This is a genomic window from Lelliottia sp., assembly GCF_045627565.1.
GTDB lineage: Bacteria > Pseudomonadota > Gammaproteobacteria > Enterobacterales > Enterobacteriaceae > Enterobacter.
Genome location: NZ_JAZQNX010000008.1, coordinates 125,701 through 148,840 on the forward strand (window position 1 = coordinate 125,701; position 23,140 = coordinate 148,840).

A 23,140-nucleotide genomic window follows, 5' to 3' on the forward strand; every position below is an offset into this window, starting at 1 on the left:
TTAGTATAAAAATGATGTGATTCATCACACAATAAAAAGGCGGCCCTGGAGCCGCCTTTTTTAATGCACTTTTATTCTGGCCGCTCTTTCAGCGGGAAGCGACGGCGTACCAGCACAAAGAACAACGGAACGAAATAGATTGCCAGAACCGTGGCTGAAATCATTCCGCCCATCACCCCCGTCCCCACAGCATGCTGGCTGCTGGAACCTGCCCCTGAACTGGTCGCCATGGGTAACACGCCGAAAACAAATGCCAGAGACGTCATCAGGATCGGGCGCAGACGCTGACGACACGCGTGTAGCGTAGACGACAGCAGATCGTGTCCCTTCGAATTCATCTCATTGGCAAACTCGACGATCAGAATCGCGTTCTTCGCCGACAGGCCGATGACCGTAAGCAACCCTACCTGGAAGTACACGTCGTTTTCCAGACCACGCATCCAGGTGGCGAGTAATGCCCCGATGACACCGAGTGGAACCACCAGCATGACGGAGAACGGTACGGACCAGCTTTCATAGAGCGCAGCGAGGCACAGGAATACCACCAGCAATGACAGCGCATACAGGGCAGGGGCTTGCGCGCCAGAGAGCCGTTCCTGATAGGACATCGCGGTCCACTCCAGGCCAAAACCGGCCGGCAGTTGCTGAACCAGCTTCTCCATGGTGTCCATCGCGGTTCCGGTACTGATTCCCGGCGCGGCTTCACCCACGATTTCTAGCGCGGAATAGCCGTTATAGCGTTCCAGACGCGGGGATCCACTCTCCCAGTGAGACGTCGCGAACGCGGAGAACGGTACCATCCCGCCAGCGTTATTGCGCACGTACCAAAGATTGATATCGTCGGGCAGCATGCGGTAAGGCGCCGCCGCCTGAACGTAAACCTTTTTCACACGGCCGCGATCCATAAAGTCGTTCACGTAGCTGGAGCCCCAGGCCGTTTGCAGCGTATCGTTAATATCATTGATGGAAACCCCCAGCGCCTGGGCTTTGCGCTGATCGATATCGATCTGTAATTGCGGGCTGTCATCAAGACCGTTGTGGCGCACGCGCGTAAGCGAAGGGTCTTTTCCCGCCAGGTCCAGCAACCGATCGCGGGCGGCCATGAGCGCATCGTGTCCGGCTCCCGCATGATCCTGCAATTCCATATCAAAACCCGCCGAACTGCCCAGGCCACTAATGGCCGCCGGGCTGCTGGCAAATACGCGTGCTTCTTTAATGCGCGTAAATGCTTTGGTGGCGCGTTCGATAATGGCGAAAGAAGACCCGGTCTTGCTGTCGCGCTCGTCCCAGCCTTTCAGGCGGACGAACATCCGTGCGACGTTCTGCCCGTTGCCTCCAGGGCCGGAGCCGACGGTTGAAAACACCGACACAATGTTGTCTTTTTCTTGGGTGAAAAAGTACTGTTCAACCTTCTGCACCACCTTCAGCGTTTGCTGCTGGGTGGCACCGCTGGGCAACTGCACTGACGTGATAAACATGCCCCTGTCTTCCAGCGGCAGGAACGAGGTCGGCAGGCGCAGGAATAAAAATACCATCCCACCGAGCAGTAAAACGTAAATGACGATCCAGCGCAGACTGCGGTGCAATATCTTTGCGACGCCCGCCTCATAGCGCGCCGCATTGCGATTAAACATGCGGTTAAACCAGCCGAAGAACCCTTTTTGCCCGTGCTGTTCGCCTTTGTGCAACGGTTTGAGCAGCGTTGAGCAAAGAGCGGGCGTCAGGATCATTGCCACCAGCACCGAAAGCACCATGGCAGAAACGATGGTTATCGAGAACTGGCGGTAAATCGCGCCGGTTGTACCGCCAAAAAACGCCATGGGCACGAAGACCGCGGAGAGCACCATCGCGATCCCCACCAGCGCGCCCTGAATTTGCCCCATCGATTTACGCGTCGCTTCGCGCGGCGAAAGGCCCTCTTCCGTCATGATCCGCTCGACGTTTTCCACCACGACGATGGCGTCATCCACCAGCAAGCCAATCGCCAGCACCATGGCGAACATGGTGAGGGTGTTGATGCTGTAGCCGAAGGCGTATAACACGGCGAACGTTCCGAGCAGTACCACCGGGACAGCAATCGTTGGGATAAGCGTCGCGCGAAAATTTTGCAGGAACAGATACATCACCAGGAACACCAGCGCGATGGCTTCGAGCAACGTTTTGACCACATCTTCGATGGACGCTTTTACGAAAGAGGTGGTTTCAAAAGCGACTTTATATTCCAGGCCGTGCGGGAAATAGGGCGCGAGCTCGTCCAGCCGATCAATGACCAGCTTTGCGGTGGCCATTTCGTTGGCCCCTGAGGCAAGTTTTACCCCTAAACCAGATGCCTGATTGCCGTTAAATCGACTCAGGTTGTCGTATTTTTCCGCGCCCATTTCCACTTTTGCGACATCTCCCAGACGCACTTCCGACCCGTCCGGATTGACGCGCAGGGTGATGTCGCGGAATTGCTGCGGTGTCTGAAGCAATGACTGCGAATTGATGGTGGCGTTTAGCGCCTGGTTATCAACTGACGGCGTGCCGCCAAGTTGGCCGACAGCAATTTGCGCATTCTGGGATTTGATGGCATTTGTCACATCCGTTGCCGTCATTTGCACGCTATTCAGCTTCGCCGGATCGAGCCAAATACGCATGGAATATTGCGAGCCATAGGCGTCGATGTCGCCAACGCCGTTAATGCGACTCAGCGGATCCTGAATATTACTGGCGACATAGTCCGAGATATCCTGCTTATCCATCGAACCGTCGGTGGAGACAAAGGCAATCGTCAGGATATTTGAATCACCGGTTTTACGGACCGTGACGCCCTGATTTTGCACCGCCTGCGGCAGTTTTCGCATGGCTGATTGCAGCTGGTTTTGCACCTGCTGTACGGCTTCATCGGGGTCAGACCCGGCGGTGAAACTCAAGGTAACGGTCGCCTGGCCAGTCGCGCTGCTTTGCGAAGACATATACATCAGATTGTCCAGCCCGGTCATGTTCTGTTCAATCACCTGGGTAACGGTGTTTTCCAGCGTTTGGGCTGATGCCCCCGGGTAGTTCGCGGTAATACGAACGTTCGGTGGGGCCAGATCGGGATATTGCTCAACAGGAAGTGACAGAATAGCGAGAGTGCCTGTCAGACATAAAATAATTGCCAGCACCCAGGCAAAAATGGGGCGATCAATGAAGAAATTCGCCATGAAAATAAGACCTCGTTTTGCTGCGCATCATTATTGTACATTGCCCGCTTAACTCTAGCGGCAAGGCGGATGCCAAACGTGGAGAAAATAAGGAGATAGTGTAAATTATCATGCGCATTTACAGCGCGTTCCTGACGTTCCGCACTGCGAATTATTGCCCACAAGCGAAGCTGACTGGCGAGAATACTCTTTTATTTACCGTTATTTACCCTCTACGACCTCTGGCGTGCGAAAGCGAATACACACCTGCGTCCCGCCATTTTGCGGCTGCGAGAAGCCTAGCGACCCGCCAAGTCGTCCGGCGCGCTCGCGCATGATATTCAGTCCGTAGTGCCCCGCTGGCTCGCTGGCATCACCAATACCAATGCCGTTGTCACGAATATAGACCGTGTGCATGCCGTCAGGCGCGGTGACGCAACTGACGGTAATCTCGCTCGCCTGAGCATGCTTGATGGCGTTCAGCACCGCTTCGCGCACGATTTGCAGCAAGTGGACCTGCTTTTGTGCATCTAAAGCCAGGGAAGAGAGTCGGCAGTCCAGATTCAGTCTGGCCGTGGTTTGGCTTTGCAGTCCCTCCAGCGCCTCTTGCAGGGCGGCAGGAAGATTCGAATGATTGAGCGTCAATCGGAAAGTGGTTAGCAGCTCGCGTAACTGTCGCCAGGCGTTGTTCAGCTCACGCGAAAAGTCTGTGATAATAGTTTGCGCAGGCACGTTATCGTTCGGTACAGCGCGTTTGAGCAGCGCCAACTGGATACGCAAATACGAGAGCACCTGCGCCAGCGAGTCGTGCAGTTCGCGGGCGATGGTGGCCCGTTCTTCCATCAGCAGCAATTGCTGGTAGTGCTTCTGCGCCTGATTAAAATAGAGCCCACGCCCGAGCATTGTTGCCACGCTTTTCATCAATGGCAGAGAAACGGTCACACTCTCGCTCTGCCAGCGTAGCTCGCCAAAACGCGTGTCCTGCATAATGACCGGCAGGGTAAACGTCTCCCGATCGTCTTGTTTCACCCCTTCGCACAGCTGCCAGTTATCGCTGGCCTGCAGTTCCAGAAAACTCATTCCCGTATATTCCTGAACAATTTGCAGAATATGCCGGAAACAGTGCGCGTCAATCTGGCTGGTATTCAGCGCCTGTGAGCATTTGAAAAGCATTTCGAGCTGCTGGTGGGCTTCATTCAGGTGACGGGTTTTTTCTTCGACCGTTATCTCAAGCGATCGGTAGTGTTTATGCAGTTCCGAGGACATATGGTTAAAGGTGCGCGAAAGCAGTCCCAGCTCGTTTGGCAGGCTGGTGCCCTGAGCCTGAATGTCAAAATCACCTTGTTCCATCTGCAGGCTGGCAATAACCAGATGATTGAGCGGGGCAACAACCTGTCGGCGTATCCGTCGCAGGGTGACGACCACCAGCAGTAAAATTCCTACTCCCCCCGCCAGGGAAATCGCCACCACCAGTTGCATTTTATGTTCCGCATAGTGCTGAAGCGCGAGCACGAAAGCGTCGATACGTTCCACATACTGCTGAATATGATCCTGATACCACGCTTTGTCTCCCGCTTCGAGATGGCTGTCCATCTCATGCCAGGCGAGCTGCAACTGTTGGTAACCGGTTTTGACTGATTCAGGCACATACCAGCGATCCAGCTCTTTCAGAACGGGGGAGTTAAGGGTGTTTTGCCAGTGAAGGCGATGATCGGAAAAACGATCGCTGTTGCGTTCCAGATCGTAGCCGAGACGGTAGCTTTGCATACGCAAAGAACCCGCAATATTAATGGCTTCGGCGTCACGCAGGCTGCTGGCGAGCGTCATTAGCGCAATGCCGCTGGTCAGAACGGAGAGCAAAATAATCGAAATGAAAGCCCGGGCCAGGCTTCCTGAAACAGGACGTTTAACGATCACAACACGGCTTCCTGAACGTTACTGAAACGCAATTTCACCTGTGCTGAAATAAATTGATCTGCCACAGGTAAGTCGTAAATAGTGCCCTTTTCTGGGCAAATGAACATTGCCTGAGACCGTCAGCCCAGTTAAATACAATATTCTTATAAAAACTAAGGGTAATGCTACCAGAACGGGTGTCTTATGAATCGATTTATTATGACCGATAACCTGCGCTGTATTGGATGTCATGCCTGCGAAGTTGCCTGCGTGATGGCTCACAATAATGAACAACATGTGCTCAGTTCGCGCCAGTTTGTTCCTCGGATCACAGTCCTGAAGCAGGGATCGCGTCGCAGTGCTGTGACGTGCCATCACTGTGAAAACGCCCCCTGTGCTCAACGCTGCCCAAATGGCGCGATCGCAAGAATCAACGACAGCGTACAGGTGAATCAACAAAAATGCATCGGCTGTAAAGCGTGCGTTGTGGCCTGTCCTTTTGGGACGATGGAAATAGTCGTGACGCCGCTGGCGGACGGTCACGTTAAAGCCGCGGCGCATAAATGCGATCTGTGCCATGACAGACCGCAAGGCCCTGCGTGCGTCGAGAATTGCCCTGCGGATGCGCTGACGTTGGTCACGGAAAAAGGGTTGAATCAACTGGCCAGGATGCGGCGTCAACGTACCGCCAGTCAGGAAGCACAGCCGTGGCACAGTACATCCGTGCCAACTGAAACGCGACAGAGCAAAGTCAGTCAGATGCAGGCGCTGGCGGCGCGCGGTGAGCCGGACAAACTCACGCCTGCTCAAAGAGCCGGAAACTTTGACGAGATTTATCTGCCTTTTCGTCCCGAGCAGGCGCATCGTGAAGCAGATCGCTGCCTGAAATGCGGCGAGCATTCCATCTGCGAGTGGACCTGTCCGCTGCACAATCATATTCCCCAGTGGATTGAGCGCGTTAAGGCCGGTGATATCGACGGCGCGGTGGAACTTTCCCATCAGACCAACTGTTTACCGGAAATCACCGGGCGCGTCTGTCCGCAGGATCGCTTATGCGAAGGTGCCTGCACGGTTCGTGACGAATCCGGTTCCGTCACGATTGGCAATATTGAGCGCTATATTTCCGATCGGGCGCTGGCAAAAGGCTGGCGACCCGATATCAGCGGCGTGGTGTCCGTTGATAAACACGTCGCCATTATCGGCGCAGGACCTGCGGGTTTGGCCTGTGCCGACGTGCTTATTCGTCATGGCATTAATGTCACGGTTTATGATCGCCATCCGGAAATCGGCGGTTTGCTGACGTTCGGCATCCCGGCCTTTAAGCTCGACAAATCCCTGCTGACGCGCCGTCGCGAGATCTTTACCGCGATGGGGATCCGCTTTGAGCTGAACTGCGAGGTGGGGAAAGATATCCCGATGTCCCGGCTGCTCAGCGACTATGATGCGGTGTTCATCGGTGTCGGGACGTACCGCTCAATGAAAGCGGGCATCCCGCACGAAGATGCGCCGGGTGTGTATGACGCGTTACCGTTCCTCGTCGCGAATACGCGGCATTTGATGGGCCTCGCGCCATCGGAAATTGAACCTTACATCGATACCGCCGGGTTAAACGTGGTGGTGTTGGGCGGCGGAGATACGGCGATGGACTGCGTGCGCACCGCGTTACGCCACGGTGCTGCCAGCGTCACCTGCGCTTATCGCCGGGATGAAGCCAACATGCCAGGCTCGAAGAAAGAGGTCAAAAACGCCAAAGAAGAGGGGGCGCGTTTTGAATTTAACGTCCAGCCCGTTGAGCTGGTGCTGGATGACGCTGGTAAAGTGAACGGTGTCCGCCTGCTGCGGACTCAGCTTGGTGAGCCTGATGGGCAGGGGCGTCGTCGTCCGGTGCCGATTGAGGGCAGCGAATTTGTCATGCCCGCGGACGCGGTCATTATGGCATTTGGCTTTAACCCGCACCCCATGCCGTGGCTGCAGGCGCAAGGCGTCAACGTGGATGACTGGGGACGTATCGTGGCAAGCGTTGAGAGCCGCTATCGTTATCAAACCAGCCACCCGAAAATTTTCGCCGGTGGCGATGCGGTGCGCGGCGCGGACCTGGTTGTCACAGCGATGGCGGAAGGGCGTCATGCGGCACAGGGCATAATGGACTGGCTTGAAATAAAACAGCCCGAAATTCACTAAATCAGTGGGGCGACAAAGCGGGTTTCACGGCGTACTATGAATGACTCATTACGTTCTGGAGCCCGTATGAGTCTGAAAATTGAGATCATCAAAGATAAAATCCTTTCCGACAATTATTTCGTCCTGCGCAATATCACCTATGACTTAACACGTAAAAATGGCGAGGTGATCCGTCATAAACGTGAGGTTTATGACCGTGGCAATGGTGCAACCATTCTTTTATACAACCGTGAAAAGCAAACCGTGGTGTTGATTCGCCAGTTCCGCGTGGCCACTTGGGTCAACGGCAATCCCGATGGACGCCTGATCGAGACCTGTGCCGGGCTACTGGATAACGACGCGCCAGAAGTCTGCATTCGCAAAGAAGCCATCGAAGAAACTGGTTTTGCCGTGGGTGAAGTCAAAAAACTCTTCGAACTGTATATGTCCCCTGGCGGCGTGACGGAGATAGTTTACTTCTTTATCGCGGAATATACCGACGCACAGCGCGCTAATGCGGGCGGAGGCGTAGAGGATGAAGACATTGATGTGCTGGAAATTCCGTTTGAACAGGCGCTGGAGATGATCAAAACCGGCGAAATCCAGGATGGTAAAGCGTTGATCCTGTTGCAGTATTTGCAGATTTCCGGGCTAATGGCTTGATCTCTATACCGTTAATAAATTGCATTTTAAATAAATCTATCCGATAAATCCGATTGAGCAACCCCGGTCATGACACGAAGATACTGCCAGTTTTCGAGTCTATGTATCCGGGATTGTGCTTTTCATGCGCCACTGCATTTTACTTATTATATTTCTCAGCGTGCTGCCTGCGCCATTGGTATGGGCAGCACCTGCACAGCAGTCTTTCACCGACTGGCAAGTCACCTGCAACAACCAGAACTTTTGCGTCGCGCGTAATACGGGTGAACACGGCGGTCTGGTGATGACGTTGAGCCGCAGCGCCGGTGCCAAAACCGATGCGTCACTGCGCCTCGAATTAGGCGGATTGTCGAAGGCTTCAGTGAAGGACGCGCCAATTGCGCAAAGACTCTTGCTGAATAACGCTCCTTTGGCGCTGAATGCGCAGCGCTGGCAGATTTCGCCCACGCGACTGATCACCGACGACGCCACGACGGTCACTCAGTTTCTGAAAACGATTCAGGAAGGGGAAGCGCTGACGCTGCGCAGCGGTAAGCAGACGATTTCGCTGTCAGGTCTGAAAGCCGCGCTGCTGTTTATCGATGCGCAGCAAAAACGCGTGGGCAGTGAAACCGCCTGGATTCAGAAAGGTGACGATCCCCCGCTGAGCGTCCCGCCCGCTCCGGCTCTCAAAGAAGTTGCCATCGTAAACCCCACCCCTACGCCACTCACGCATGAAGAACTCAACGATCTGCTGGATTACGGCTCATGGCGTATGAATAACAGTCAGTGCTCGCTCGATCCTAATCGCCGCGAAGTGCGCGTCACGGCGCTCACCGATGACAAAGCCCTGCTGATCATCAGCTGCGAAGCGGGGGCGTACAATACGGTTGATTTGGCGTGGCAAGTGTCGCGTAAAAAGCCGTTTGCCGCCCGAGCGGTGCGATTGCGTCTGCCGTTTGTCTCGTCGAGCGAGAGCAGTGAAATGGAGTTGATGAACGCGCGATTTGATGAGAAAACGCGTGAGTTGACGACGCTGGCGTTAGGACGCGGCATGGCGGACTGCGGTATCCAGACACGCTGGCGTTTTGACGGCCAGCGTTTTCGTCTGGTGCGTTATGCAGAAGAGCCGAGCTGTGATAACTGGCATGGGCCAGACTCCTGGCCCACGCTGTGGATCACGCGTTAAATCACGCCGAGCGCTTTCTCGACCACGTTTTCCACGGTAAAGCCAAAGTACGGGAACAGCTTATCCGCCGGTGCGGATTCACCGTAGCCGGTCATCCCGACGATGGCGCCTTTCAGGCCGACATATTTGTACCAGTAGTCGGCGATCCCCGCTTCAACCGCCACGCGGGCCGCGACGTTGGACGGCAGTACCGATTCGCGATATTCCTCATCTTGCGCATCAAAAATATCCGTGGATGGCAGCGAAACGACGCGTACCGCGTGGCCTTCAGCGGTCAGTTTCTCTGCGGCTTGCACGGTGATTTCGATTTCAGAACCGGTCGCAATGAGGATCACGTCTGGCTTGCCGCCGCTGTCTTTGAGCACGTAGCCCCCGCGCGAGATGTTTTTCACCTGCTCCGGCGTGCGCTCAATTTGCAGCAGATTCTGACGTGACAGGATCAGCGCGGTTGGGCCGGTGTGGCGTTCAACCGCCAGTTTCCAGCCGACCGCCGCTTCCACCTGATCGCACGGACGCCAGGTGCTGAAGTTTGGCGTCAGACGCAGGCTGGCGAGCTGTTCGACGGCCTGGTGCGTGGGCCCATCCTCGCCAAGACCGATTGAATCATGGGTATACACCATAATTTGCCGCGCTTTCATCAGCGCCGCCATACGTGCCGCGTTACGCGCATATTCGACAAACATCAGGAACGTAGCGGTATACGGCACGAACCCGCCGTGATGGGCGATACCGTTGGCGATGGCGGTCATGCCGAATTCACGCACGCCGTAGTGGATGTAATTCCCGGCGATATCTTCTTTCAGCGATTTTGAACCGGACCAGAGGGTGAGGTTACTTGGCGCTAAATCCGCCGAGCCGCCGAGCAATTCCGGCAGAATCGGACCAATCACATTGAGCGTATTTTGCGAGGCTTTACGGGTGGCGATTTTTGCCGGATTCGCCTGTAAATTCTCGATCAACGCCTGGGTTTTCTCTTCCCAGTCTTCCGGCAGGCCGCCGCTCATCCGGCGAGAGAATTCTGCTGCCAGCTCAGGATGTGCTTTTTTGTAGGCGGCGAATTTTTCGTTCCACGCCTGCTGGGCTTTTTCGCCGTCTTCACGCGCGTCCCAGGCTTTATAGATCTCTTTCGGGATCTCAAATGCCGGGAATTTCCAGCCCAGTTTCTGACGTGTGAGCGCGACTTCTTCTTCGCCCAGCGCTGCGCCGTGCGCCTCCTCTTTGCCCGCTTTATTTGGCGAGCCAAACCCGATAGTGGTGCGGCAGATAATCAGCGATGGTTTATCGGTGACGCGTTGCGCTTCTTCAATCGCCAGCTTAATTGCCTGCGGATCGTGGCCGTCGATTTCATGCACCACATGCCAGTGATAGGCCTCGAAGCGTTTTGCCGTGTCGTCGGTAAACCAGCCATCGGTTTCACCGTCGATGGAAATGCCGTTGTGATCGTAGAACCCGATCAGCTTGCCGAGCCCCAGCGTGCCGGCCAGCGAGCAGACTTCGTGCGAAATCCCCTCCATCAAACAGCCGTCACCCATGAAAACGTAGGTGAAGTGATCGACGATGTCATGGCCAGGCTGGTTGAACTGTGCGGCAAGGGTGCGCTCGGCGACCGCCAGCCCGACGGCGTTTGCCAGCCCCTGACCGAGTGGTCCGGTCGTCGTTTCAACGCCCGGCGTATAGCCAAGCTCAGGGTGTCCAGGGGTTTTGGAATGCAGCTGGCGGAAATTTTTGATCTCGGACAGCGGCAGATCGTAGCCGGATAAATGCAGCAGGCTGTACAGGAGCATGGAGGCGTGACCGTTTGAGAGAATAAAGCGGTCGCGGTCGTACCACGTCGGATCGGTTGGATTGTGTTTCAGGAAATCATTCCACAGCACTTCGGCAATATCAGCCATACCCATCGGTGCGCCAGGATGGCCGGAATTGGCTTTTTGCACGGCATCCATGCTGAGGGCGCGGATGGCATTAGCGAGCTCTTTACGGGACATATTTCACTCCATGGCGAGATTAAAGTTTGGCGGCAAGAAGATCTTCCAGTTTGCGCTGGTCAACGGCGAAGAGGCGGATGCCATCTGCCAGTTTATCCACGGCCATTGGGTCCTGATTGTGTTCCCAGCGGAACTCGGCTTCCGTTAACGGTTTCGGTTTTGGCAGCACGGTAGAGGTAGGCACCAGCTTGCGCATCACCGGCTCATCGTGGTCCTGAAGCTCTTGTAACAGGTTAGGGGAGAGGGTGAGGCGGTCGCAGCCCGCCAGCGCCAGAATCTGCTCAATACGACGGAAGCTTGCCCCCATCACAATGGTTTCGTAGCGGTGCTGTTTGTAATAATCGTAGATATTGCGCACCGATTTCACGCCAGGATCTTCATCCACCACGTACGGTTCCATCGGTTGTTTGGCCTGATACCAGTCGTAAATACGACCGACAAACGGAGAGACCAGATACACGCCCGCTTCAGCACAAGCGCGTGCCTGTGCAAACGAGAACAGCAGCGTCAGGTTGCAGTTGATCCCCTCTTTTTCCAGCACTTCGGCGGCGCGGATGCCCTCCCAGGTGGAGGCCAGTTTGATCAAAATGCGGGATTTATCGATGCCTTGCTCCTGGTACAGCTCGACCAATCGGTGCGCTTTGGCGATGCTTTTTTCCAGGTCGAATGACAGGCGCGCGTCCACTTCCGTCGAGACGCGTCCGGGTATGCTTTTCAGAATTTCCGCACCGATATTCACCGCCAGTTTGTCGCTGGCTTCAGCCACTTGCTGTTCCTGAGTCTTGCCGCGTTGCTTACCGTAGGCGATAGCGTCGTCAATCAAATGGCTGAAATGCTCAAGGCTCGCGGCTTTCAACAGCAGCGAGGGATTGGTGGTCGCATCTTGTGGCTGGTAGTGACGAATCGACTCGATATCGCCGCTGTCCGCGACCACGGTTGTGAATTGTTTGATGCCGTCTAGTTGGTTCATAAAGAAATACTCCTTCGAAAACAAAGTCTCAGGCGAGTGCGTTGGTTCACACTTCTGCGAAATACATGACGTACTTAACGAAAAAGCATAGCAGAAGGGGGATACCTTGCTTTTGGGAGGGGTAACAGGATTGTTATAAATTGATAACAAATTTTGCGCTGGGATGGTGAGAGTTTGGCAGCCTTCAAAGTTTGCAGGGCTGTCAGGGGCGATACTATGCGCCACTCCAGGGTGAGCATCAGGAACGTGAGCACGCCACCCTTTTTGATCGATACGTGAAAGGAACACCAAGATGGATGATCAGTTAAAACAGAGCGCCCTCGATTTTCATCAATTCCCAGTTCCGGGCAAAATCCAGGTTTCACCGACTAAGCCACTCGCCACTCAGCGCGATCTGGCGCTGGCCTATTCGCCGGGCGTGGCGGCGCCTTGTCTTGAGATTCAAAAAGACCCACTCGCCGCGTTCAAATACACCGCGCGTGGCAATCTGGTTGCCGTTATTTCTAACGGTACGGCAGTGCTTGGGCTGGGCAATATCGGCGCACTGGCCGGAAAACCGGTGATGGAAGGCAAGGGCGTACTGTTCAAAAAATTCGCCGGAATCGATGTGTTTGATATCGAGGTGGATGAACTCGATCCGGATAAATTCATCAATGTGGTCGCCGCGCTGGAACCGACGTTCGGCGGGATCAATCTCGAAGACATCAAAGCGCCGGAATGTTTTTACATTGAGCAGAAACTGCGTGAACGTATGAACATTCCTGTGTTCCATGACGATCAGCACGGCACAGCGATCATCAGCACAGCCGCCATTCTGAATGGTCTGCGCGTGGTCGAGAAAACGCTCTCTGATGTTCGCATGGTGGTGTCCGGAGCGGGTGCGGCGGCGATTGCCTGTATGAACCTGCTGGTGGCGCTGGGCATGCAGAAGCACAACATTGTGGTGTGCGACTCAAAAGGGGTTATCTACAAAGATCGCGAGCCAAACATGGCCGAAACCAAAGCCGCGTACGCGGTGGAAGATGACGGCAAACGCACTCTGGATGACGTGATTGACGGTGCGGATATTTTCCTGGGATGTTCAGGCCCTGGCGTATTAACCCCGGAAATGGTTAAGAAAATGGCGCGCGCACCGCTGATTCTGGCGCTGGCGAACCCGGAACCGGAAATCCTGCCGCCGCTGGCCAAAGCGGTGCGTGAAGACGCGATTATTTGTACCGGGCGTTCAGATTATCCGAACCAGGTGAACAACGTCCTGTGCTTCCCGTTCATCTTCCGCGGTGCGCTGGACGTGGGCGCAACGGCGATCAACGAAGAGATGAAGCTGGCGGCGGTACACGCCATTGCTGAACTGGCGCACGCCGAGCAAAGCGAAGTCGTGGCATCCGCGTACGGCGATCAGGATCTGAGCTTTGGCCCGGATTACATTATTCCTAAACCGTTTGACCCGCGCCTGATCGTCAAAATCGCCCCAGCCGTTGCCAAAGCGGCAATGGATTCCGGTGTGGCGACGCGTCCGATTCAGGATTTTGACGCTTACGTCGATAAGCTCACTGAATTCGTCTACAAAACAAACCTGTTCATGAAACCGATTTTCTCGCAGGCGCGTACCGACGCAAAACGCGTGGTGCTGGCCGAGGGGGAAGAGGCGCGTGTGCTGCATGCCACGCAGGAACTGGTGTCGCTGGGGCTGGCGAAACCGATTCTGATTGGTCGTCCGAGCGTTATCGAAATGCGTATCCAGAAACTTGGCCTGCAAATTAAGGCGGGCGTGGATTTTGAGATCGTTAACAACGAATCCGATCCGCGCTTTAAAGAGTACTGGAGCGAGTACTACAGCATCATGAAGCGCCGCGGAATCACGCAGGAACAGGCGCAGCGCGCGGTGATTGCTAACACGACGGTGATCGGCGCGATCATGGTTCATCGTGGCGAAGCGGATGCGCTGATCTGCGGTACGATTGGCGATTATCACGAACATTTCAGCGTGGTGCAGGAGATTTTCGGCTATCGCGAAGGCGTCCACACCGCTGGTGCGATGAACGCGCTGTTGCTGCCAAGCGGCAACACCTTTATCGCGGATACCTACGTCAATGACGATCCTACGCCGGAGCAGTTGGCAGAAATCACCGTGATGGCGGCTGAAACCGTGCGTCGTTTTGGTATCGAACCGAAAGTGGCGCTGCTATCGCACTCGAACTTTGGCTCATCCAAATCTGCGGCGGCATGCAAAATGCGCGAGACGCTGGAACTGGTGCGCAAACGTGCGCCGGAGCTGATGATTGACGGTGAGATGCACGGCGATGCCGCGCTGGTCGAAAGCATTCGTAACGAACGTATGCCGGACAGCCCGCTGAAAGGCTCGGCGAACGTGCTGATTATGCCGAACGTTGAAGCGGCGCGTATCAGCTACAACCTGCTGCGCGTTTCGAGTTCTGAAGGGGTGACGGTCGGACCGGTGCTGATGGGCGTGTCGAAACCGGTGCATGTGTTAACGCCGATTGCTTCTGTGCGTCGCATTGTGAACATGGTGGCGCTGGCGGTGGTTGAAGCGCAGACGCAGCCGCTGTAACTGTTTTCCCCTCTCCCTTGTGGGGAGAGGGGAAGCGTTTTTAAATCCAGTCCCGCACTTTTATAAACTCAGCAAGGGCAGCCTCAGGGCTGCCTTCTTTTGGTTCAAAACTGTATTCCCAGCGCACCAGCGGCGGCATCGACATCAGAATCGACTCCGTGCGCCCACCGGTTTGCAGGCCAAACAGCGTGCCGCGATCCCACACCAGATTAAACTCCACGTAACGCCCACGGCGATACAGCTGGAACTCGCGCTCGCGTACGCCATAATCGGTGTTTCTGCGACGTTCCACTATCGGCAGGTAGGCGTCGGTATATCCCTGGCCGACGGCCTGCATAAAGTTAAACGCGGTGTCAAAATCTGGCGCATTAAGATCGTCAAAGAACAGGCCGCCAATGCCGCGCTGTTCATCGCGATGCTTAAGATAGAAATAGTCATCGCACCATTTTTTATACTTCGGATAAACCTCTTCGCCAAACGGCTGGCAGATATCCCGCGCGGTGCTGTGCCAGTGCACGGCATCTTCGTCAAATCCGTAATAGGGCGTTAAGTCGAAACCACCGCCAAACCACCAGACCGGATCAGCTCCGGGCTTTTCAGCAATAAAAAAGCGCACGTTGGCGTGGCTGGTTGGGACAAAAGGGCTGTGCGGATGAACCACCAGCGACACGCCCATCGCTTCAAAACTGCGCCCGGCCAGCTCCGGACGATGCGCCGTCGCTGAGGCAGGCATCGCATCGCCATGAACGTGAGAAAAGTTAACGCCTGCCTGTTCGAAGACGCCGCCGTTACGCAACACGCGGCTGCGTCCGCCGCCACCGGCTTCACGTTGCCAGCTGTCTTCGTGGAATTCGCCGCCGTCAACGGCGCTGAGTTTCTGGCAAATGTCATCCTGAAGCTGCATCAGAAACGTTTTGACCTGCTGTACATTCGGTTTCATCGGCGTCTCGACGAGTGGGCTTTTTGGTTATCGAACCAGTTAAAATAACTGATCACTCCGGAGGCAATCGCATTGGCGATTTTCTGGCGAAACGCCGTTGTTCCGAGCAGGCGCTCTTCTTCCGGATTGGTGATAAATGAGGTTTCGACCAGCACAGACGGAATCGACGGCGATTTCAGCACCACAAACGCCGCTTGCTCGGTCCCTTTGCTGTGCAGGCGATGCACGGGCTTAATGCGCTTTAAAATGTGCGAGCCGAGCGTCAGGCTGTTTTTGATGGTATCCGTCTGGACCAGGTCAAACAAAACCTGTTGCAGCAGATGATCTTTATCGGTGGTTTTTTTACCGGCCACTTCATCCGCGCGGTTTTCGCGATCGGAAAGGTATTTCGCCATGGCGCTACTCGCGCCGCGATTCGATAATGCAAACACGGAAGCACCGGCCGCGCTTGGGTTGGTAAAACCGTCAGCATGGATCGACATAAACAGATCCGCGCCGTGCTGGTGGGCGATTTCCACGCGATCGTACAGCGGAATAAAAGTGTCGCCACTGCGGGTTAAACGCGCGTCAATGCCGTTACTCCGCAGGATTGAGCGGACGTTTTTCGCAATCGCCAACACAACGTGTTTTTCTTTAGAACCGTTGCGCCCGATAGCCCCGGTATCGATGCCGCCGTGACCGGGATCTAGCATCACGACCCGCTTTGCTCCTGCCTTTTTAACCTTCGGTTTACTGTGACCGTTAGCCGTTTTCAGCGTGCTGTCATCTTTTGCTTGCGCTTGCGCAATGCCGGTTAACGTTAAGGCCGCCAGCCCCGCTTTGAGAACCTGACGACGCGATGTGAGTGTTTTTAATGGTTTGAATGTGCTCATGCGGCCTGGATTGTAAAAAATTGGAGTCCTGGTGTTATATCGTATCGCGTTTTCCGTTACGACAGTCCATGTTGAGAATTGTTTTACTTTTCATTTCAATACGTGACAGAGTGACATTATGCCAAAATTTCACGCCTTTTTCGCCGGTTATTGGCTAAAGGCGGCGTTCGCGTCATAATCACTGTTTTTGAACCCAAAAAGGCGGTTAATACCATGGAGATACGCGTTTTTCGCCAGGAAGATTTCGAAGAGGTGATTACCCTTTGGGAGCGCTGCGATCTGTTGCGTCCGTGGAACGATCCGGAAATGGATATCGAGCGAAAGGTTAATCATGACGTCAGTCTGTTCCTGGTGGCCGAAGTGAACGGCGAAGTGGTGGGCACGGTGATGGGCGGTTACGACGGGCATCGCGGCTCGGCCTATTACCTGGGTGTGCACCCGGAATACCGCGCTCGCGGCATTGCCAATGCGTTGCTTAATCGCCTGGAAAAGAAGTTGATCGCGCGTGGCTGTCCGAAGATTCAAATCATGGTGCGCGAAGATAACGATGTGGTGCTGGGGATGTATGAACGCCTCGGCTATGAACATGCCGACGTGTTGAATCTGGGTAAGCGCCTGATCGAAGATGAAGAGTACTGAATTCCATCCCGGCGATTATGACGTGCACGGGCGCGTCAGACTGCCATTTTTATTCTGGTGCGTGTTGTTGCTCCAGGCCCGAACCTGGGTGTTGTTCGTGGTGGCAGGGGCGTCGCGCGATCAGGGAAATACGCTGCTGAATTTGTTCTATCCCGATCATGATAATTTCTGGCTCGGATTATTGCCCGGCGTGCCTGCGGTAGTGGCTTTTTTGCTGAGCGGACGTCGGCAGCATTTCCCGCGCGTGTGGAATAGCCTGCGATGGATGTTGGTTCTGGCGCAGGTTGCGTTACTTGTCTGGCAACCGTTGCTCTGGTTTTACGGTGAGCCGCTGAGCGGTATCGGGATTACGCTGGTGGTTGTCGACATCGTGGCGCTGAGTTGGTTTTTGACCAATCCCCGCCTGCGCGCCAGTTTTGCCCTCGAAAAAGATTAAACGGCACTTTTTACCGATGCTGCACTCCAACAAGCGTTGAATTAACACGAAAGGACGTTTCAATGAAATCGCTGCGTTTAGTTTTATGTGCTTTGCCGCTGGTTTTAACGGGGTGTTCGACACTCTCGTCGATCTCCTCGATTAACTGGTCGGCGGCGTATCCGTGGAACTGGTTTGGTTCATCCACCGAAGTGACCGACCAAGGCGTGGGTAATATTACCGCCGCAACGGCGCTGGATCAGGACGCCATCGAATCCGCATTAGGCAGCGGTTACCGCCTGCGCAGCGGGATGAAAACGGAAAATGGCAATATCGTCCGCTACTTTGAAGCGCTGAAAGACGACAAGCTGGCGATGGTGATTAACGGCGATAAAGGCACGGTAAATCGCATCGACGTGATGGACAGCGAGATTGAAACCGACACCGGCGTGAAGGTGGGGACACCATTCAGCGAGCTCTATCAGAAAGCGTTCGGTAACTGCACCAGCGCCGTTGCTGAAGAGAAAGTCGCTGTGGAATGTAAAGCCGATGGCCGCCAGCATATTAGCTATCTCTTCACCGGCGAATGGAGTGGCCCGGAAGGCTTAATGCCGTCTGACGATACGCTCAAAAACTGGAAAATCAGCAAGATTATCTGGAAGCAGTAATTTGCGCCTGGACAAGCCGCCTCGCTGAAATCCAGGTATAATAGCCGCCATCAATGCCACGACTTCGTGGCATCTTTTTTTCAGGAGGAGCGATGTCTCAGGTTCAGAGTGGCATTTTGCCAGAACATTGCCGCGCGGCGATTTGGATTGAAGCCAATGTCAAAGGGGATATGGATGCCCTGCGTGCGGCCAGTAAAATTTTTATCGATAAACTGGCCACCTTTCAGGCTAAATTCCCGGACGCGCATCTTGGCGCCGTCGTGGCTTTTGGCAATAACGTCTGGCGTCAACTGAGCGGTGGCGAAGGGGCAGAAGAGCTAAAAGACTTTATCCCTTACGGTAAAGGTTTGGCTCCCGCGACCCAATACGACGTGCTGATCCATATCCTTTCTCTGCGTCACGATGTGAACTTCTCGGTGGCGCAGGCTGCGGTGGAAGCCTTTGGTGACAGCGTTGAAGTGCAGGAAGAGGTTCATGGCTTCCGCTGGGTGGAAGATCGCGATTTGAGCGGCTTTGTTGATGGCACGGAAAACCCGGCGGGCGAAGAGACGCGTCGCGACGTGGCGGTCATCAAAGATGGCGTGGACGCGGGTGGCAGCTACGTGTTCGTGCAGCGTTGGGAGCACAATCTCAAACAGCTTAACCGCATGAGCGTGCACGATCAGGAAATGATGATTGGTCGCACGAAAGACGCCAACGAAGAGATCGACGGCGACGACCGCCCGGTGACCTCTCACCTGACCCGCGTTGACCTGAAAGAAGACGGCAAAGGCCTGAAAATTGTCCGCCAGAGCCTGCCTTACGGCACGGCAAGCGGCACGCACGGTCTGTATTTTTGCGCCTATTGCGCGCGCCTGTATAACATCGAGCAGCAGCTGCTGAGCATGTTTGGCGATACCGACGGCAAGCGCGACGCCATGCTACGCTTCACCAAGCCGGTGACCGGCGGCTATTACTTCGCGCCGTCCGTTGAGCGTTTGCTTGCGCTGTAAGTGAGTCCTCACCTTGACCCTCTCCTTTAGGGAGAGGGGAATTCCCCCTCCCCTTATTCCCTTTTCTGCTTCCAAATCACCAAACGGTATATAAAACCGTTACTCCTTTAGTACTCGTTATAAATATGATGAACATAAGATAGTCATCACACTTATAAGGGCGAGCAATGGTCGTTACCGTACTGAAAAAGAGCACTCTGGCAATGGCGGGTTTATTGCTGATGGGGCAGGCGCAGGCCACTGAGTTGCTCAATAGCTCCTATGATGTTTCGCGCGAGCTTTTTGCCGCCCTGAATCCACCGTTTGAACAGCAGTGGGCGAAAGAGAACAACGGCGACAAGCTGACCATCAAACAATCTCACGCCGGTTCTTCAAAGCAAGCGCTGGCGATTTTGCAGGGTCTGAAAGCCGATGTGGTGACGTACAACCAGATTACCGACGTGCAGATCCTGCATGACAAAGGCAACCTGATCCCAGCGAACTGGCAGAGCCGTTTGCCGAATAACAGCTCGCCGTTCTACTCCACCATGGGCTTCCTGGTGCGTAAGGGTAACCCGAAAAATATTCACAGTTGGAACGATCTGGTGCGTCCTGACGTGAAGCTGATTTTCCCGAATCCAAAAACGTCCGGTAACGCGCGCTATACCTATCTGGCGGCATGGGGTGCGGCTGACAAAGCGGACGGTGGCGACAAAGCCAAAACCGAACAGTTTATGACGCAGTTCCTGAAAAACGTTGAAGTGTTTGATACCGGTGGTCGCGGGGCGACAACCACGTTCGCAGAGCGTGGGCTGGGTGATGTGCTGATCAGTTTCGAATCGGAAGTGAACAACATTCGCAAACAGTACGAAGCGCAGGGTTTCGAGGTGGTGATTCCTGAGACCAATATTCTGGCGGAGTTCCCGGTTGCCTGGGTTGATAAAAACGTCAAAGCCAACGGGACCGAAAAGGCCGCGAAGGATTACCTGAATTTCCTTTACAGTCCGCAGGCGCAGACCATCATTACCGATTACTACTATCGCGTGAACAATCCGGACGTGATGAACAAACTGAAAGATAAATTCCCGCAGACAGAGCTGTTCCGCGTGGAAGACAAATTCGGCTCGTGGCCGGAAGTGATGAAAACGCATTTTGTCACCGGCGGTGAGTTAGACAAACTGCTGGCGGCGGGGCGTAAGTAATGTTTGCAGTGTCCTCCAGACGCGTGCTGCCGGGCTTTACGTTAAGCCTCGGGACCAGCCTGCTGTTCGTCTGCCTGATTTTATTGCTGCCGCTGAGCGCGCTGGTGATGCAGCTCTCTGACATGAGCTGGTCGCAGTACTGGGAAGTGGTCACCAACCCGCAGGTGGTGGCGGCGTATAAAGTGACGCTGCTGTCGGCATTTGTGGCCTCGATTTTTAACGGTGTGTTCGGCCTGCTGATGGCGTGGATCTTAACCCGCTACCGTTTCCCGGGTCGTACGTTGCTCGATGCGTTAATGGATCTGCCCTTCGCACTACCAACGGCGGTTGCCGGTTTAACGCTGGCGTCGCTCTTTTCGGTAAACGGTTTTTACGGCGAGTGGCTGGCAAAGTTTGATATCAAAGTGACCTACACCTGGCTCGGTATTGCGGTGGCGATGGCCTTCACCAGCATCCCGTTTGTGGTGCGTACCGTGCAGCCCGTACTCGAAGAGTTAGGCCCCGAGTACGAAGAAGCGGCGGAAACACTGGGTGCAACGCGCATCCAGAGCTTTTGCAAAGTGGTGTTGCCCGAGCTTTCTCCGGCACTGCTGGCCGGCGTGGCGCTCTCTTTTACCCGTAGCCTCGGAGAATTCGGCGCGGTGATCTTTATCGCCGGGAACATCGCGTGGAAAACGGAAGTGACCTCGCTGATGATTTTTGTCCGTTTGCAGGAGTTTGATTACCCGGCAGCGAGTGCGATTGCCTCGGTGATCCTGGCCGCATCGCTGCTGCTGCTGTTCTCAATTAACACTCTGCAAAGTCGCTTTGGTCGACGTGTGGTAGGTCATTAATGGCGATCGTTGCTCAATTGAAGCGCTATGACGCACCCCGTATAAACTGGGGAAAATGGTTTCTGATTGGTACAGGCGTGCTGGTATCAGCATTAATCCTTGTCGTGCCAATGGTTTATATTTTTGTTCATGCCTTCAGCCAGGGGTTGATGCCGGTACTGAAAAACCTGGCCGATCCGGACATGTTGCACGCGATCTGGCTGACCGTGATGATTGCCCTGATTACCGTGCCGGTGAACCTGGTCTTTGGCGTTTTGCTGGCCTGGCTGGTGACGCGCTTTGACTTCCCGGGTCGTCAGCTGCTGCTCACGCTGCTGGATATTCCCTTTGCCGTGTCGCCAGTGGTGGCCGGTCTGGTTTACCTGCTCTTTTACGGCTCGAACGGCCCGCTGGGCGGCTGGCTGGATGAGCACAACCTGCAGATCATGTTCGCCTGGCCGGGCATGGTGCTGGTGACCGTCTTTGTGACCTGTCCGTTTGTGGTGCGTGAGCTGGTTCCGGTGATGTTAAGCCAGGGCAGCCACGAAGACGAAGCCGCAATTTTGCTCGGCGCATCGGGCTGGCAAATGTTCCGCCGTGTGACGCTACCGAATATTCGCTGGGCGTTACTGTACGGCGTGGTGCTAACCAACGCGCGTGCGATTGGTGAGTTTGGCGCGGTATCCGTCGTATCGGGATCGATTCGCGGCGAAACTCTGTCTCTGCCGTTGCAGATTGAATTGCTGCAACAGGACTACAACACCGTCGGTTCCTTTACTGCCGCAGCGTTGCTGACGCTGATGGCGATTTTGACCCTGTTTTTGAAGAGTATAGTGCAGTGGCGTTTAGAGAATCAGGAAAAACGTCTGCATCAGGAGGGAAATCATGAGCATTGAGATTGCCAATATTAAGAAGTCTTTTGGTCGCACCCAGGTGCTGAATGATATCTCGCTGGATATCCCTTCCGGACAAATGGTGGCGTTGCTGGGGCCATCTGGCTCCGGTAAAACCACGCTGCTGCGGATCATCGCCGGACTTGAGCATCAGACCAGCGGGCATATCCGCTTTCACGGCACCGATGTGAGTCGCCTGCATGCCCGGGACCGTAAAGTTGGCTTTGTATTCCAGCATTATGCGTTGTTCCGCCATATGACCGTCTTCGACAATATCGCGTTTGGCCTGACGGTTCTCCCACGCCGTGGGCGCCCTGATGCGGCCGCGATTAAAGCAAAAGTGACCAAACTGCTTGAGATGGTGCAACTGGCACATCTGGCCGATCGGTTCCCGGCGCAGCTTTCCGGTGGACAGAAGCAGCGTGTGGCCCTGGCACGTGCGCTGGCGGTTGAGCCGCAAATTCTGCTGCTTGATGAGCCCTTTGGCGCGCTGGATGCACAGGTGCGTAAAGAGTTGCGTCGCTGGCTGCGACAGCTGCATGAAGAGCTGAAATTTACTAGCGTGTTTGTGACCCACGATCAGGAAGAGGCGATGGAAGTTGCGGATCGTGTGGTCGTGATGAGTCAGGGAAATATTGAGCAGGTTGATGAACCAGAACAGCTGTGGCGCGAACCGGCAACCCGTTTTGTGCTGGAGTTTATGGGCGAAGTGAACCGCATGCAGGGCACTATCCGTGGCGGACAATTCCATGTCGGCGCGCATCGCTGGCTGCTGGGGTATACGCCCTCTCATCAGGGACCGGTCGATCTGTTCCTGCGTCCTTGGGAAATAGACGTGAGCCGCCGAACCAGCCTTGATTCACCGCTTCCGGTGCAGGTTCTGGAAGCGAGTCCTAAAGGGCACTACACCCATCTGGTGGTACAGCCGCTAGGTTGGTATACCGAACCATTGACCGTGGTGATGCGTGATGAGGAGCCGCCGTACCGCGGTGAGCGGCTGTTTGTCGGCTTGCAGAATGCGCGTATTTATCACGGTAACGAGCGAATCGAAGCGCGTGAGGACCTTGCTCTGGCCGAGTCAGCCTGATAGGTTAATCAGTATGTTTATCGCCCGGTGGCGTTGCGCTCCCGGGCTTTTTTTGAGCAAAAA

General features: G+C 55.0%; 18 protein-coding genes. 12 read left to right on the top strand and 6 right to left on the bottom strand.

Annotation, left to right across the window (positions count from 1 at the left end):
- Positions 1 to 71 precede the first annotated feature (71 nt).
- Together acrD and narQ are read right to left on the bottom strand one after the other, a co-directional pair.
- On the bottom strand, positions 72 to 3,185 hold the full coding sequence (acrD, locus tag ACKI5T_RS05475; protein ID WP_407436141.1) for a multidrug efflux RND transporter permease AcrD: 3,114 nt from the start codon (positions 3,183 to 3,185) through the stop codon (positions 72 to 74).
- A gap of 201 nt (positions 3,186 to 3,386) precedes the next feature.
- Positions 3,387 to 5,081 carry a nitrate/nitrite two-component system sensor histidine kinase NarQ gene (gene narQ / locus ACKI5T_RS05480; RefSeq protein ID WP_407436143.1) on the bottom strand — a complete coding sequence of 565 codons (1,695 nt, stop codon included), beginning with the start codon at positions 5,079 to 5,081 and terminating at the stop codon, positions 3,387 to 3,389.
- Positions 5,082 to 5,264: 183 nt separating this feature from the next.
- Between narQ and aegA the strand changes: the two genes are divergently transcribed.
- From aegA to ACKI5T_RS05495, 3 genes are all read left to right on the top strand, one after another.
- Complete coding sequence (gene aegA / locus ACKI5T_RS05485) at positions 5,265 to 7,241, top strand: formate-dependent uric acid utilization protein AegA (RefSeq protein WP_407436145.1); 1,977 nt, start codon at positions 5,265 to 5,267, stop codon at positions 7,239 to 7,241.
- Between the two features lie 66 nt (positions 7,242 to 7,307).
- Positions 7,308 to 7,883: a GDP-mannose pyrophosphatase NudK gene (nudK, locus tag ACKI5T_RS05490; RefSeq protein WP_407436147.1), complete on the top strand. Its 576-nt coding sequence runs from the start codon at positions 7,308 to 7,310 to the stop codon at positions 7,881 to 7,883.
- Between the two features lie 124 nt (positions 7,884 to 8,007).
- Positions 8,008 to 9,051 carry a DUF1176 domain-containing protein gene (locus ACKI5T_RS05495; RefSeq protein ID WP_407436149.1) on the top strand — a complete coding sequence of 348 codons (1,044 nt, stop codon included), beginning with the start codon at positions 8,008 to 8,010 and terminating at the stop codon, positions 9,049 to 9,051.
- Here the strand turns inward: ACKI5T_RS05495 and tkt are convergent.
- Both tkt and tal read right to left on the bottom strand, forming a co-directional pair.
- A complete protein-coding gene (tkt, locus tag ACKI5T_RS05500) occupies positions 9,048 to 11,036 on the bottom strand; it encodes a transketolase (protein ID WP_407436151.1) in 1,989 nt (662 codons plus the stop codon). The two genes, ACKI5T_RS05495 and tkt, sit on opposite strands and share 4 nt — an antisense overlap.
- Before the next feature lie 19 nt (positions 11,037 to 11,055).
- Positions 11,056 to 12,006 (bottom strand): transaldolase, encoded by a 951-nt coding sequence (tal, locus tag ACKI5T_RS05505; RefSeq protein ID WP_407436153.1) that lies wholly within the window; start codon positions 12,004 to 12,006, stop codon positions 11,056 to 11,058.
- A 292-nt stretch (positions 12,007 to 12,298) separates the two neighbouring features.
- On the opposite strand from tal, the gene maeB reads away from it, so the two are divergent.
- Positions 12,299 to 14,578, top strand: a complete 2,280-nt coding sequence (gene maeB, locus ACKI5T_RS05510; RefSeq protein ID WP_407436155.1) for an NADP-dependent oxaloacetate-decarboxylating malate dehydrogenase — start codon at positions 12,299 to 12,301, stop codon at positions 14,576 to 14,578.
- 40 nt (positions 14,579 to 14,618) lie between these two features.
- Here maeB and hemF read toward each other — a convergent pair whose 3' ends face one another.
- Together hemF and amiA are read right to left on the bottom strand one after the other, a co-directional pair.
- On the bottom strand, positions 14,619 to 15,518 hold the full coding sequence (gene hemF / locus ACKI5T_RS05515) for an oxygen-dependent coproporphyrinogen oxidase (RefSeq protein WP_407436157.1): 900 nt from the start codon (positions 15,516 to 15,518) through the stop codon (positions 14,619 to 14,621).
- Entirely contained in the window at positions 15,515 to 16,390 is an 876-nt protein-coding gene (gene amiA, locus ACKI5T_RS05520) for an N-acetylmuramoyl-L-alanine amidase AmiA (protein WP_015959952.1), read from the bottom strand. The genes hemF and amiA overlap by 4 nt, the downstream gene beginning before the upstream one ends.
- 213 nt (positions 16,391 to 16,603) lie before the next feature.
- On the opposite strand from amiA, the gene ACKI5T_RS05525 reads away from it, so the two are divergent.
- The 8 genes from ACKI5T_RS05525 (at position 16,604) to cysA (ending at position 23,077) form a co-directional block, all read left to right on the top strand.
- Entirely contained in the window at positions 16,604 to 17,029 is a 426-nt protein-coding gene (locus ACKI5T_RS05525) for a GNAT family acetyltransferase (RefSeq protein WP_041689485.1), read from the top strand.
- The gene (locus ACKI5T_RS05530; RefSeq protein ID WP_407436159.1) at positions 17,016 to 17,465 is read left to right on the top strand and encodes a DUF2919 domain-containing protein; all 450 of its coding nucleotides are present in this window, start codon (positions 17,016 to 17,018) and stop codon (positions 17,463 to 17,465) included. Before ACKI5T_RS05525 ends, ACKI5T_RS05530 begins: the two co-directional genes overlap by 14 nt.
- 62 nt (positions 17,466 to 17,527) lie before the next feature.
- On the top strand, positions 17,528 to 18,112 hold the full coding sequence (locus tag ACKI5T_RS05535; RefSeq protein ID WP_407436161.1) for an RpoE-regulated lipoprotein: 585 nt from the start codon (positions 17,528 to 17,530) through the stop codon (positions 18,110 to 18,112).
- 92 nt (positions 18,113 to 18,204) lie between these two features.
- Positions 18,205 to 19,104: a Dyp-type peroxidase gene (locus tag ACKI5T_RS05540; protein WP_407436163.1), complete on the top strand. Its 900-nt coding sequence runs from the start codon at positions 18,205 to 18,207 to the stop codon at positions 19,102 to 19,104.
- Positions 19,105 to 19,271: 167 nt separating this feature from the next.
- On the top strand, positions 19,272 to 20,285 hold the full coding sequence (locus ACKI5T_RS05545) for a sulfate ABC transporter substrate-binding protein (protein WP_407436164.1): 1,014 nt from the start codon (positions 19,272 to 19,274) through the stop codon (positions 20,283 to 20,285).
- The gene (gene cysT, locus ACKI5T_RS05550; protein ID WP_407436167.1) at positions 20,285 to 21,118 is read left to right on the top strand and encodes a sulfate/thiosulfate ABC transporter permease CysT; all 834 of its coding nucleotides are present in this window, start codon (positions 20,285 to 20,287) and stop codon (positions 21,116 to 21,118) included. Before ACKI5T_RS05545 ends, cysT begins: the two co-directional genes overlap by 1 nt.
- The gene (gene cysW / locus ACKI5T_RS05555; protein ID WP_407436169.1) at positions 21,118 to 21,993 is read left to right on the top strand and encodes a sulfate/thiosulfate ABC transporter permease CysW; all 876 of its coding nucleotides are present in this window, start codon (positions 21,118 to 21,120) and stop codon (positions 21,991 to 21,993) included. The genes cysT and cysW overlap by 1 nt, the downstream gene beginning before the upstream one ends.
- Positions 21,983 to 23,077 carry a sulfate/thiosulfate ABC transporter ATP-binding protein CysA gene (gene cysA, locus ACKI5T_RS05560; protein ID WP_407436171.1) on the top strand — a complete coding sequence of 365 codons (1,095 nt, stop codon included), beginning with the start codon at positions 21,983 to 21,985 and terminating at the stop codon, positions 23,075 to 23,077. Before cysW ends, cysA begins: the two co-directional genes overlap by 11 nt.
- Positions 23,078 to 23,140: the final 63 nt, after the last annotated feature.

Bases quoted from the DNA above. Each gene is read 5' to 3' on its own strand.
- acrD (WP_407436141.1), bottom strand. From the start codon at position 3,185: ATGGCGAATTTCTTCATTGATCGCCCCATTTTTGCCTGGGTGCTGGCA.
- aegA (WP_407436145.1), top strand. From the start codon at position 5,265: ATGAATCGATTTATTATGACCGATAACCTGCGCTGTATTGGATGTCAT.
- nudK (WP_407436147.1), top strand. From the start codon at position 7,308: ATGAGTCTGAAAATTGAGATCATCAAAGATAAAATCCTTTCCGACAAT.
- ACKI5T_RS05495 (WP_407436149.1), top strand. From the start codon at position 8,008: ATGCGCCACTGCATTTTACTTATTATATTTCTCAGCGTGCTGCCTGCG.
- tkt (WP_407436151.1), bottom strand. From the start codon at position 11,036: ATGTCCCGTAAAGAGCTCGCTAATGCCATCCGCGCCCTCAGCATGGAT.
- tal (WP_407436153.1), bottom strand. From the start codon at position 12,006: ATGAACCAACTAGACGGCATCAAACAATTCACAACCGTGGTCGCGGAC.
- maeB (WP_407436155.1), top strand. From the start codon at position 12,299: ATGGATGATCAGTTAAAACAGAGCGCCCTCGATTTTCATCAATTCCCA.
- hemF (WP_407436157.1), bottom strand. From the start codon at position 15,518: ATGAAACCGAATGTACAGCAGGTCAAAACGTTTCTGATGCAGCTTCAG.
- amiA (WP_015959952.1), bottom strand. From the start codon at position 16,390: ATGAGCACATTCAAACCATTAAAAACACTCACATCGCGTCGTCAGGTT.
- ACKI5T_RS05525 (WP_041689485.1), top strand. From the start codon at position 16,604: ATGGAGATACGCGTTTTTCGCCAGGAAGATTTCGAAGAGGTGATTACC.
- ACKI5T_RS05530 (WP_407436159.1), top strand. From the start codon at position 17,016: ATGAAGAGTACTGAATTCCATCCCGGCGATTATGACGTGCACGGGCGC.
- ACKI5T_RS05535 (WP_407436161.1), top strand. From the start codon at position 17,528: ATGAAATCGCTGCGTTTAGTTTTATGTGCTTTGCCGCTGGTTTTAACG.
- ACKI5T_RS05540 (WP_407436163.1), top strand. From the start codon at position 18,205: ATGTCTCAGGTTCAGAGTGGCATTTTGCCAGAACATTGCCGCGCGGCG.
- ACKI5T_RS05545 (WP_407436164.1), top strand. From the start codon at position 19,272: ATGGTCGTTACCGTACTGAAAAAGAGCACTCTGGCAATGGCGGGTTTA.
- cysT (WP_407436167.1), top strand. From the start codon at position 20,285: ATGTTTGCAGTGTCCTCCAGACGCGTGCTGCCGGGCTTTACGTTAAGC.
- cysW (WP_407436169.1), top strand. From the start codon at position 21,118: ATGGCGATCGTTGCTCAATTGAAGCGCTATGACGCACCCCGTATAAAC.
- cysA (WP_407436171.1), top strand. From the start codon at position 21,983: ATGAGCATTGAGATTGCCAATATTAAGAAGTCTTTTGGTCGCACCCAG.